Origin of the sequence: Methylibium sp. T29-B (assembly GCF_000576225.1) — a bacterium.
In the GTDB taxonomy this organism is placed as follows: domain Bacteria; phylum Pseudomonadota; class Gammaproteobacteria; order Burkholderiales; family Burkholderiaceae_C; genus Methylibium; species Methylibium petroleiphilum.
In genome coordinates, this window is record NZ_AZSN01000115.1 from 1 (window position 1) to 11,724 (window position 11,724).

At 68.0% G+C, this 11,724-nt stretch carries 7 protein-coding genes and 1 pseudogene; 5 read left to right on the plus strand and 3 right to left on the minus strand.

Annotated features, from left to right (window positions below):
• Both Y694_RS15775 and aceE read right to left on the minus strand, forming a co-directional pair.
• Positions 1–670 (minus strand): biotin/lipoyl-containing protein (locus tag Y694_RS15775; RefSeq protein WP_310732260.1); only part of this gene is annotated, 670 nt, incomplete at its 3' end.
• Positions 671–723: 53 nt separating this feature from the next.
• The gene (gene aceE / locus Y694_RS15780) at positions 724–3,453 is read right to left on the minus strand and encodes a pyruvate dehydrogenase (acetyl-transferring), homodimeric type (RefSeq protein WP_011829721.1); all 2,730 of its coding nucleotides are present in this window, start codon (positions 3,451–3,453) and stop codon (positions 724–726) included.
• 198 nt (positions 3,454–3,651) lie between these two features.
• On the opposite strand from aceE, the pseudogene Y694_RS15785 reads away from it, so the two are divergent.
• The 5 genes and pseudogenes from Y694_RS15785 (at position 3,652) to Y694_RS15805 (ending at position 10,603) form a co-directional block, all read left to right on the plus strand.
• A pseudogene (locus tag Y694_RS15785) lies at positions 3,652–6,239 on the plus strand (PAS domain S-box protein).
• 9 nt (positions 6,240–6,248) lie between these two features.
• Complete coding sequence (locus tag Y694_RS15790; RefSeq protein ID WP_011829723.1) at positions 6,249–6,872, plus strand: response regulator transcription factor; 624 nt, start codon at positions 6,249–6,251, stop codon at positions 6,870–6,872.
• Positions 6,873–6,969: 97 nt separating this feature from the next.
• The gene (gene folD / locus Y694_RS15795) at positions 6,970–7,821 is read left to right on the plus strand and encodes a bifunctional methylenetetrahydrofolate dehydrogenase/methenyltetrahydrofolate cyclohydrolase FolD (protein ID WP_011829724.1); all 852 of its coding nucleotides are present in this window, start codon (positions 6,970–6,972) and stop codon (positions 7,819–7,821) included.
• Positions 7,822–7,918: 97 nt separating this feature from the next.
• On the plus strand, positions 7,919–9,952 hold the full coding sequence (locus Y694_RS15800; RefSeq protein ID WP_011829725.1) for a M3 family metallopeptidase: 2,034 nt from the start codon (positions 7,919–7,921) through the stop codon (positions 9,950–9,952).
• Between the two features lie 33 nt (positions 9,953–9,985).
• On the plus strand, positions 9,986–10,603 hold the full coding sequence (locus tag Y694_RS15805; protein WP_036234178.1) for a glutaredoxin family protein: 618 nt from the start codon (positions 9,986–9,988) through the stop codon (positions 10,601–10,603).
• A gap of 31 nt (positions 10,604–10,634) precedes the next feature.
• Here Y694_RS15805 and rpiA read toward each other — a convergent pair whose 3' ends face one another.
• Positions 10,635–11,294, minus strand: coding sequence for a ribose-5-phosphate isomerase RpiA (gene rpiA, locus Y694_RS15810; protein WP_036234180.1), 660 nt, complete (start codon positions 11,292–11,294; stop codon positions 10,635–10,637).
• Between the last annotated feature and the right edge of the window lie 430 nt (positions 11,295–11,724).

Here is an 11,724-nt window from a genome sequence, read left to right on the forward strand (position 1 = left end):
CGGCCGTCGGCGCGGTGCGCTCGACCGGCTGGCTGGCCAGTGGCGAAGCCGGAGCAGCCGCAGCGGCCGGAGCGACGTCGGCCGCCTTGGCTGCGGCCGGCGCCCCGCCGGCGCCCTGCAGAACCACCACCGGCGTGCCTTTGGACACCTTGTCGCCCAGCTTGACCAGCAGCCGCTCCACGGTGCCGGCGTGCGAGGACGGGATCTCCATCGACGCCTTGTCGCTCTCGACCGTGATCAGGCTCTGCTCGGCTTTCACCGCGTCGCCGGGCTTGACCAGCAGTTCGATCACCTCAACGGCGTCGAAGTCGCCGATGTCGGGCACCACCACCTCCACCGGACCGGCGGCCACCGACGCAGCCATGGGCGCCGCTGGCGGCACCGAAGCCACGGCCGGAGCCGGGGCCGGTGCGGGCGTCGAGGCAGCGGCATCGGCCGCCTCGATCACCAGCACCACGGTGCCCTCGCTGACCTTGTCGCCCAGCTTGACCTTGAGTTCCTTCACCACGCCGGCGTGCGACGAGGGAATCTCCATCGAGGCCTTGTCGCTCTCCACCGTGACCAGGCTTTGCTCGGCCTTGATCGCGTCACCGGGCTTGACCAGCACCTCGATGACCTCGACCGCCTCGAAATCCCCGATGTCAGGGACCTTCACTTCCATCAGCGCCATGTTGTCTCCGTTCTAGGCAGATCGGCGGGAAGCCCCGCCGCCGCGTTCTTCGCTCACGCGTACAAGGGGTTGATCTTGTCAGCGTTGATCCCGTACTTCTTGATCGCCTCGGCCACCTTCGCAGCCGGCACCGTGCCCTCGTCTGCCAGGGCCTTGAGCGCGGCAACCACGACGTAGTGGCGGTTCACCTCAAAGTGTTCGCGCAGCTTGGTGCGGAAGTCACTGCGGCCGAAGCCGTCGGTCCCCAGCACCTTGTAGCTGCGGCCCTTCGGGATGAAGGCGCGGATCTGCTCCGCGTAGGCCTTCATGTAGTCGGTCGACGCCACCACCGGCCCGGCATGCGGCTCGAGCTGCTGCGTCACGAAGGGCACGCGCGGCTTCTTGTCGGCCGGGTGCAGCAGGTTCCAGCGGTCGGCGTCCTGGCCGTCGCGCGCCAGTTCGTTGAAGCTCGGGCAGCTCCACACATTGGCGGACACGCCCCAGTCCTTCTCGAGCAACTCCTTCGCGGCGATCGACTCGCGCAGGATGGTGCCGCTGCCCAGCAGGTTGACCTGCGGCGCGTCCTTCTTCTTCGACCCGCCCTCGAGCAGCAGGTACATGCCCTTGACGATCTGCGTCTCGGTGCCCGGCCTCAGGCCCGGTTGCGCGTAGTTCTCGTTGAGCAGCGTGAGATAGAAGTAGACGTTGTCCTGCTGCTCGACCATGCGCTTCAGGCCATGGTGGATGATGACCGCCACCTCGTGCGCGAAGGTCGGGTCGTAGCTGATGCAGTTGGGGATCGTGCTCGCGAGGATGTGGCTGTGGCCGTCCTCGTGCTGCAGGCCCTCGCCGTTGAGCGTGGTGCGGCCCGAGGTGCCGCCGAGCAGGAAGCCGCGCGCCTGCATGTCGCCCGCGGCCCAGCACAGGTCGCCGACGCGCTGCAGCCCGAACATCGAGTAGTAGATGTAGAACGGAATCATGATGCGGTTGTTCGTCGAGTACGACGTCGCCGCAGCGATCCACGAGCTCATCCCGCCCGCCTCGTTGATGCCTTCCTGCAGGATCTGGCCGGCCTTGTCTTCCTTGTAGTACATGACCTGGTCCTTGTCGACCGGCGTGTACTGCTGCCCCGCGGGGTTGTAGATGCCGATCTGGCGGAACAGGCCTTCCATGCCGAAGGTGCGCGCCTCGTCGACGAGGATCGGCACGGTGCGCGGGCCCAGGGCCTTGTCGCGCAGCAGCGCGTTCAGACAGCGCACATAGGCCTGCGTGGTGCTGATCTCGCGGCCTTCGGCTGTCGGCTCCATCACCGCCTGGAACACCGACAGATCGGGCACCGGCAGCTGCTCGTCGGCCTTCGGACGGCGCTTGGGCAGGTAGCCGCCGAGGGCCTTGCGGCGCTCGTGCAGATACTGCATCTCCGGCGTGTCGTCGGCCGGCTTGTAGAACGGAATGTCGTGCAGCTTGTCGTCGGGGATGGGGATGTTGAAGCGGTCGCGGAAAGCCTTCACGTCCTCGTCGACCAACTTCTTGGTCTGGTGGGCGGTGTTCTTGCCCTCGCCGATCTTGCCCATGCCATAGCCCTTGACCGTCTTGATCAGCAGCACGGTGGGCTGGCCCTTGTGGTTCACGGCCTCGTGGTAGGCGGCATGCACCTTGTGCGGGTCGTGACCGCCGCGGTTCAGGCGCCAGATGTCGTCGTCGCTCAGCTTGGACACCATCTCCAGCAGCTTGGGGTGCTGGCCGAAGAAGTGCTTGCGCACGAAAGCGCCGTCGTTGGCCTTCATCGCCTGGTAGTCGCCGTCGACCGTCTCCATCATCACCTTGCGCAGCAGGCCCTCCTTGTCGCGCGCCAGCAGCGGGTCCCAGTAGCTGCCCCAGATCAGCTTGATGACATTCCAGCCCGAGCCGCGGAACTCGCCCTCGAGCTCCTGGATGATCTTGCCGTTACCGCGCACCGGGCCGTCCAGCCGCTGCAGGTTGCAGTTGATGACGAAGATCAGGTTGTCGAGCTTCTCGCGCGCCGCCAGGCCGATGGCGCCCAGCGACTCGGGCTCGTCCATCTCGCCGTCGCCGCAGAACACCCAGACCTTGCGCTTCGATGTGTCGGCAATGCCGCGCGCGTGGAGGTACTTCAGGAAGCGCGCCTGGTAGATCGCCATCAGCGGGCCGAGGCCCATCGAGACGGTGGGGAACTGCCAGAACTCCGGCATCAGCTTCGGGTGCGGGTAGCTGGAGAGGCCCTTACCGTCGACCTCCTGGCGGAAGTTGAGCAGTTGCTCCTCGGTGATCCGGCCTTCCATGAAGGCGCGGGCGTAGATGCCGGGCGAAGAATGGCCCTGGATGTAGAGCAGGTCGCCGCCGTGCTTGCCGCCCTGGTCGGTGTCGTCGGCGTGCCAGAAGTGGTTGAAGCCGGCGCCGAACATCGTGGCCAGCGAGGCGAAGCTGGAGATGTGGCCGCCGAGGTCGCCGCCGTCGGCCGGGTCGAGGCGGTTGGCCTTGACCACCATCGCCATCGCGTTCCAGCGCATGTAGGCGCGCAGCCGCTCCTCGATGTCGATCTGCCCCGGACTGTGCAGTTCCTGGCCGGCCGGGATGGTGTTGACGTAGGGCGTGGTGGCCGAGAACGGCATGTCGATGCCGGCCTGGCGCGCCTCGTCGATCAGGCGCTCGAGGAGGAAGTGCGCGCGCTGCGGACCCTCGCTGTCGATCACGGCGGCCAGCGCCTCCAGCCATTCGCGCGTTTCCTGCGCGTCACTGTCGTTGGCGGCCGAACGGCCAAAGGATTCCGGCAATGCAGACATGTCTTGTCTCCTTGGATCGGGTGCTGTGGCGCGCCCTGGGCTGATGCTCGATTTCAGTATTGCATAGTCGTCTTATTTTTTCAAATGGTGCCAGTTGATTTCTTATTGTGGAATTTACTTAGCCATCCGCCAACCAACATCCCCCGGGATGGGAGCTTCCTGCGACGCCGAATTCACTCTGGCACCGATAATCCGCCGATGACGCCCCATCCACCCGACTCGACCCTCGATCCGCCACCCAAGGCGCATCCGCGGCGGCTGTTCTGGGCCTGGTGGAAAAGGCAGTCGCCGGCCCACCAGGACCGCTTCGCCACGTTCGCGCCCCTGTTGTCGGTACTGCTGTTCCTCGCGGCGATCATCACGGCCTTCTGGTACCTGCGCAACGAGGAATTCGAGCGGGAGCAGGAGTCGGTCAAGCGCGACACCGAGATCGCCCAGCAGCAGATCCGCCTGCGGCTGATCGAGAACCAGGAACAACTGGTGCGCATGGCCCGCGAGGTCGCCACCCGCGCCATCGACCTCGACGAATTCCTGGGCCAGGCAGTGAGCTTCGCGCGCGAGCGCCCCGAGGTCGTGAGCCTGAGCTGGATCGATGCCGACCAGAGCGTCAAGGCGCGCCACCTGTCGCCCAATCACCCGGCCGACCTGATGCGCTGGACGGAGCCTTCCGCACCGGCCGCCTCCGCGGCCGAGCCGCAGCCGCCGGCCGGTACCGCTGCTGCGGCCGCCCTTCGCGGCGAGCCGGCCTGGGCCTTCGCCGCGGCGCGCGACCTGCGTCAGCCGGTCTATTCGCGCCCCTACGAAGGCACCGGCTCGCTGTCGGTGTTCCAGGTGCACGTCCCCCTGCTCGACCGCAGCGCCTTCTCCGGCACGCTGGTGGCGGAGTATTCGGTCGAATCACTGCTGCGCTATTTCGTGCCCGCCGAGGTCACGCGGCGCCACGCCATCAGCCTGCTCGACAGCAACGACCGCGTGCTCGCCAGCAGCGTCTCGCGTGAGCCGGCCAACAGCGTGCGCAGCAGCAGCGGCATCGTGCAGGACGTGGCGCTCGCGCCGTCGGGCAACGGCCTGGTCGTGCGCGGCCAGGGCTGGCGCACCTCCATCGGCCTCATCGGCAACACGTTGTTCTGGATGGTGGTCGCGCTGTCCGCACTGACGGTGTGGATGCTGCTGGGCACCTGGCGCCACATGCGCCGGCGTTCGCAGATGCAGAGCACGCTGATCACCGAGACGAACTTCCGGCGCGCGATGGAGAACTCCATGCTGACCGGCATGCGCGCGATGGATCTCGAGGGGCGCATCAGCTATGTCAACCCGGCGTTCTGCGCGATGACCGGTTTCGCCGAGGACGAGCTGATCGGCCGTCTGCCGCCCTTCCCGCACTGGCCGCCCGACCGCATGGAAGAGAACACGCGGCTGCTGCAGCAGGAGCTGCAGGGCCGCAGCCCGGCTGGCGGCATCGAAGTGAAGATCATGCGCAAGGACGGCACGCTGTTCGACTCGCGGATGTACGTGTCGCCGCTGATCGATGCCAAGGGCCACCAGACCGGCTGGATGACCTCGATGACCAACATCACCGAGGCCAAGCGCATCCGCGACCAGTTGTCGGCCTCGCACGAGCGCTTCACCACGGTGCTCGAGGGGCTAGAGGCTGCGGTGTCGGTGCTGTCGGTGGCGCAGGACGAACTGCTGTTCGCCAACCGTTCCTACCGGCTGTGGTTCGGCGCCGATTCCCAGGGCCATGCGCGCCTGGCCGGCGCAGACGAGCTGCAGGCAGGCCGGCGCGACGCCGATGAGTCGGTCGACAGCTTCGGCGGCCTGCCTGCACAGGAACTCACCGAAGCCAGCGGCGACGTGCACGAAGTGTTCGTCGAGTCGCTGCAGAAGTGGTTCGACGTGCGTGCGCGCTACGTGCAGTGGACCGACGGCCGGCTGGCGCAGATGCTCATCGCGACCGACATCACCGCTCGGCGCCGCGCAGAGGAGCAGGCCTCGCACCAGGCGGAGAAGGCCCAGGTCACCAGCCGCCTCGTGACGATGGGCGAGATGGCCTCCAGCGTCGCCCACGAGCTGAATCAGCCGCTCACCGCGATCACCAACTACTGCAACGGCATGGTCTCGCGGGTCAAGTCCGACGCCATCGAGAAGGACGACCTGATCGCCGCGCTGGAGAAGACCGCGCGCCAGGCCCACCGCGCCGGACAGATCATCCACCGCATCCGCGCCTTCGTGAAGCGAAGCGAACCACAGCGCCAGACCGCCAAGCGCGCGACATCGTGGAGGACGCTGTCGAACTGGCCGGCATCGAGCTCAAGCGCCGCAACGTGCACATCCGCACCTACGTCGCGCAGCGGCTGCCCGACCTGCAGGTGGACCCGATCCTGATCGAGCAGGTGCTGCTGAACCTGCTGAAGAACTCGGCCGAGGCGATCGACAACGCGAAGCTGCCGTCCTCTCGTCGCCACATCGAACTGCGCGTGGTGCCCAAGCACACGCCGGAGGAAGGCGGCGTGATCGAGTTCAGCGTGCGAGACAACGGCCCGGGCGTGAAGGAGGAGATGATGGCCCGGCTCTACGAGGCGTTCTTCTCCACCAAGCCCGACGGACTGGGCATCGGCCTGTCGTTGTGCCGATCCATCGTCGAGTCCCACCGCGGCCGTATCCGTGCGGAGAACCTCTACAATGGAAGCGTGATCAGCGGCTGCAGCTTTGCCTTCACCCTGCCAGTGGAGCTCCCGGTCCCGGCGACCGAGCCTCCCGGCGTCACCTTGACCGAAACCTCGTAAAGAGCGCGCATGAGCCTCATCCCCAAGAAAGGCACGGTCTATGTCGTCGACGACGACGAAGCCGTGCGCGACTCTCTTCAGTGGCTGCTCGAAGGCAAGGACTACCGGGTCAAGTGCTTCGACTCGGCCGAGTCCTTCCTGTCGCGCTTCGACTCCCGCGAGGTCGCCTGCCTGATCGCCGACATCCGCATGGACGGCATGAGCGGGCTGGAGCTGCAGGATCGTCTGGTCGAGCGCAAGAGCCCGCTGCCCGTGGTCTTCATCACCGGCCACGGCGACGTGCCGATGGCGGTCACCACGATGAAGAAGGGCGCGATGGATTTCATCGAGAAGCCCTTCAAGGAAGAGGAACTGCTGAGCCTGGTCGAGCGCATGCTCGACAGCGCCCGTGCCGCCTTCAGCCAGCACCAGGAAGCCGCCAGCCGCGACGCGCTGCTGTCGCGGCTGACCACCCGCGAGGCCCAGGTCCTCGAGCGCATCGTCGCCGGCCGCCTGAACAAGCAGATCGCCGACGACCTGGGCATCAGCATCAAGACGGTGGAGGCCCACCGCGCCAACATCATGGAGAAGCTCAACGCCAACACCGTGGCCGATCTGCTGAAGATCGCGCTCGGTGCCCAGGCCAAGGCCTGACGCACCCTCTCGTCGCCAGGGCCGCCTTCGTGCGGCCCTTGTCGTTTCTACCTCCGGTGCCGTGCTGACGGTGCCTACCGCTGAAGGAGCCCCTCGCATGAGCGCCCGAGCCATCGACGGCAATGCCCTGTCCCGCCACCTCCGCCACGAAGTCGCGCAGCGCGCCGCCACGCTGCGCGAGCACGGCATCACGCCGGGACTCGCCGTCATCCTGGTGGGCGAGAACCCGGCCTCGCAGGTCTACGTGCGCAACAAGGTGAAGGCCTGTCACGACAGCGGCCTGCATTCGGTGCTGGAGCATTACCCGGCGGCGATGACCGAGGCCGAGCTGCTGGCCCGCGTGCAGGCGCTGAATGCCGATCCGGCAATCCACGGCATCCTGGTGCAGTTGCCGCTGCCGCCGCACATCGACGCGCACCGCGTCATCGAGACCATCGCGCCGCACAAGGACGTGGACGGCTTCCACGTCGCGAGCGCAGGCGCACTGATGGTCGGCCAGCCCGGTTTCAAGCCCTGCACACCCTACGGTTGCATGAAGATGCTCGAGTCGATCGGCTACGACCCCAAGGGCAAGCACGCCGTCGTGATCGGCCGCAGCAACATCGTCGGCAAGCCGATGGCGATGCTGCTGCTGCAGGCCAACGCCACCGTCACGGTCTGCCACAGTGCGACCCCCGACCTCGCGCTGCACACCCGCCAGGCCGACATCGTGGTCGCCGCGGTCGGCAAGCGCAAGGTGCTGACCGCCGACATGGTGAAGCCCGGCGCCGTGGTGATCGACGTGGGCATGAACCGCGACGACCATGGCAAGCTGTGCGGCGACGTTGACTACGCCGGGGTCGCCAAGGTCGCCGGATGGATCACGCCGGTGCCCGGCGGCGTGGGACCGATGACGATCACGATGCTGCTGATGAACACCCTGGAATCGGCCGAGCGGCTGGTGGGCTGAGCCCATGGGCTCGCTATCCTGCCGATGAACAGGATTGAAACCGCGCCGCCCGACGCCAGCTGACACTGCTGCGAGCCCCGAACCGACGAGCCGACCCATGAGCAATCCTCTACTCGATACCGCCGCCCTGCCGCGCTTCGGCGAGATCCGCCCCGAGCATGTGGAGCCTGCGGTCGAGGCCCTGCTGGCCGAAGCGAACGTGGCGCTGGAACGCGCCACGGGCGCGGACGTGCCGGCCGACTACGATGCCCTCTCCGCGGTGCTCGATGTCGCAACCGAGCGCCTCGGGCGCGCCTGGGGAGCGGTCAGCCACCTCAACGCGGTGGCCGACACGCCCGAGCTGCGCGCCGCCTACACCGAGGCCCTGCCGCGCGTGACCGAGTTCTACACGAACCTGGGTGCCGACGAGCGGCTCTACGCGAAGTACAAGGCCGTGGCCGGCAGCCCTGCGGCAGCCGCGCTCAACGCGGCACGGCGCAAGGCGCTGTCGAACGCGATGCGCGATTTCGTGCTGTCCGGCGCCGAGCTGCAGGGGGCCGCCAAGGAGCGCTTCGCAGCCATCCAGGCGCGTCAGGCCGAACTCGGCCAGGCCTTCTCCGAGCATGTGCTCGACGCGACAGACGGCTGGAGCTTCATCGCGAGCGAGGCCGAGCTCGCCGGCGTACCGGAGGACGTCAAGGCCGCCACGCGCGCCGCCGCCCGGGCCGACGGCCAAGACGGCCACAAGCTCAGCCTGCACATGCCGGTCTACCTGCCGGTGCTGCAGTACGCGCAGGACCGCGCGCTGCGCGAACGCGTCTACCGCGCCCACGTCACGCGCGCCTCGGAGGCCGGCCCGACCGAGCGCGACAACAGCGCCGTGATGGGCGAGATCCTCACTCTGCGGCAGGAAGAGGCCGAGCTGCTGGGCTACCGCAACTTCGCCGAGGTTTCGCTGGTCGCCAAGATGGCCGACTCGCCGGCGCAGGTGCAGGGTTTCCTGCGCGACCTGGCGCGGCGCGCACGGCCCCACGCCGAGCGCGATCTGGCCGAGCTGCGCGAGTTCGCCCGCACCGAGCTTGGCCTGGCCGATCTGCAGGCCTGGGACATGGCCTACGCGGCCGAGCGCCTGAAGGAAGCCCGTTACGCCTTCAGCGACACCGAGGTGAAGCAGTACTTCACCGAACCCAAGGTGCTGGCCGGCCTGTTCCGCATCATCGAGACGCTGTTCGAGGTGGCGATCCGCCCGGACACGGCGCCGGTCTGGAACGAGCACGTGCGATTCTTCCGCATCGAGCGCGGCACTCAGCTGGTCGGCCAGTTCTACCTCGACCCCTACGCACGCCCCGGCAAGCGCCCGGGCGCCTGGATGGACGACGTACGGGGTCGCTGGGCCCGCCCTGAGGGCAGGGTGCAGACGCCGGTGGCTCATCTGGTTTGCAACTTCGCTGCGCCCGTCGGTGACCGCCCCGCGCTGCTGTCGCACGACGACGTGACCACGTTGTTCCACGAGTTCGGCCACGGCCTGCACCACATGCTCACGCAGGTCGACGAGATCGGCGTGGCCGGCATCTCCGGCGTCGAGTGGGACGCGGTCGAGCTGCCCAGCCAGTTCATGGAGAACTTCTGCTGGGAGTGGGAGGTGGTGAAGCACATGACGGCGCACGTCGACAGCGGCGAGCCGCTGCCGCGGACGCTGTTCGACAAGATGCTCGCCGCAAAGAACTTCCAGAGTGGCTTGCAGACGCTGCGCCAGGTGGAGTTCTCGCTGTTCGACATGCTGATCCACGACGGTGCGTCGGCGGCGCCCTACGGCGCCGACGCCATCCAGCGGGTGCTCGACGGCGTGCGCCGCGAGATCGCGGTCATCGTGCCGCCGGCCTTCAACCGCTTCCAGCACAGCTTCTCGCACATCTTCGCCGGCGGTTACGCAGCCGGCTACTACAGCTACAAGTGGGCCGAGGTACTGAGCGCCGACGCCTACGCCGCCTTCGAGGAGGAAGGGGTGTTCAACCCCGCCGTCGGCCGCCGTTACCGCGAAGCCATCCTCGAAGCCGGTGGCAGCCGTCCGGCGATGGAGAGCTTCAAGGCCTTCCGCGGTCGCGAGCCACGCATCGACGCCCTGCTGCGCCACCAGGGCATGGCGGACTAAGATCGAAGTTCCGCCGAACCCGAGAACCTTGTCATGAGCCGTTCCGCTGCCGTCCTGCTGTTCAGCCTCGTCGCATTGGGCTCCGGTCCGGCCCTGGCGCAGTACAAGATCGTCGAGCCCGACGGGCGCATCACCTACACCGACCGCCCCGCGCCCTCGGCCGCGGCCAAGGTACAACCGATCCGCGGCGGCGCAGCGGTCACCGGCACCACCAGTGGCCTGCCGTACGAGCTGGCGCAGATCGCCGAACGCTACCCGGTGACGCTGTACAGCGGTAGCGACTGCTCGGGCTGCGTGGCCGGCCGCGACATGCTGCGCCAGCGTGGCATCCCCTACACCGAGAAGACCATCACCGGCGAAGCCGACATCGCCGCCTTCCGACAGATCGAATCGAGCGCCGAACTGCCGGTGTTGCGCATCGGCGGCCAGCAGCTGCGCGGCTATTCGGAGGCCGAATGGCGCGGCTACCTCGACGCCGCCGGCTACCCCAAGCAGTCGCGCCTGCCGCCCACCTACCGCGGCTGGGAGCCGACCCCGCTGGTGGGTCAGACCACGGCGCCGCGGGCCGCTCCGGCGCCGCGCCCCGCCGCAGAAGCCCCGGCCGCCCTGCCGCCGGCCCTGGAGGCCGCACCCAACGGCATCCGGTTCTAACGGCCTGCGCGGCTCGCGCGCAGGATGCCGGTCAGAAGCGCAGCGTCTTCACGCCTTCGGGCGTGCCCAGCAGGCAGACGCTGGCCTTGTGCCGCGCGAACACGCCCACGGTCACCACACCGGGCCACTGGTTGACCTCGGTCTCGAAGGCCAGCGGGTCTCCGATGCGCAGGCCCTGAACATCGAGGATCAGCTGACCGTTGTCGGTGATCACACCCTCGCGCACGGTCGCGGTCGCGCCCAGCTTCGCAAAGCGCCGCTGGATCTGGCTCACCGCCATCGGCAGCACCTCGACCGGCAACGGAAAGCGCCCCAGCACGTCCACCAGCTTGGAGGCATCGGCGATGCAGACGAAACGCTCGGCCAGATCGGCCACGATCTTCTCTCGCGTCAGCGCCGCGCCACCGCCCTTGATCATGCAGCCGTGGGGGTCGATCTCGTCTGCGCCGTCGATGTAGACCGGCAGCGATTCGACCGCGGCGGCGTCGAACACACGGATGCCCTTCTCGCGCAGCCGCTCGGTGCTCTTGACCGAGCTCGACACGGCCCCGGCGATACGCTCCTTGATACCCGCCAGTGCGTCGATGAAGCAGTTGACGGTCGAGCCGGTGCCGACGCCAACGATGCTGCCTTCGGGCACGTACTCGAGTGCAGCGCGGCCGACGAGGGTCTTCAGTTCATCCTGGTTCATGATGGGTGGCCGGGGCGGGACCGGCAGGGAGGTCGTGGGAAGTCAGTGCGAATGCAGCGATCGCGGCCGCGATTATCCAAGCCTCGAAGCAAGATGCGTGTCATGCCCCCGCCACGGCGACGGCGGCCACCGCGGTATGCTCGCCCAGCAACAGGGCCGACCCGCCCTGACCTGCCCTGAAAGGCCTCCGGCTGCAGCCCGACTCGCGAGTCCTCGCCGAGCGGCCGGTCCCGAAGGCGAGGCTTCCGGCCCGCCGACCCCCGACGCATGACCGAGCCCCTTTCCCTTCGTTCCTCCCGACCGCCCACGCCCCGCGGATTGCCCGCACGGTCGATCGCCGCAGCCCTGTGCCTCCTGCTGGGTGCCTGCGCCGCGCCGCCGGCCACCACCCCACCGGCCGGCGCGCTGGCCATGGCCTGGTCGGCGCCAC

Coding starts and splice junctions, on each gene's coding strand:
- aceE (WP_011829721.1), bottom strand. CDS start 3,453: ATGTCTGCATTGCCGGAATCCTTTGGCCGTTCGGCCGCCAACGACAGT.
- rpiA (WP_036234180.1), bottom strand. CDS start 11,294: ATGAACCAGGATGAACTGAAGACCCTCGTCGGCCGCGCTGCACTCGAG.
- Y694_RS15805 (WP_036234178.1), top strand. CDS start 9,986: ATGAGCCGTTCCGCTGCCGTCCTGCTGTTCAGCCTCGTCGCATTGGGC.
- Y694_RS15800 (WP_011829725.1), top strand. CDS start 7,919: ATGAGCAATCCTCTACTCGATACCGCCGCCCTGCCGCGCTTCGGCGAG.
- folD (WP_011829724.1), top strand. CDS start 6,970: ATGAGCGCCCGAGCCATCGACGGCAATGCCCTGTCCCGCCACCTCCGC.
- Y694_RS15790 (WP_011829723.1), top strand. CDS start 6,249: ATGAGCCTCATCCCCAAGAAAGGCACGGTCTATGTCGTCGACGACGAC.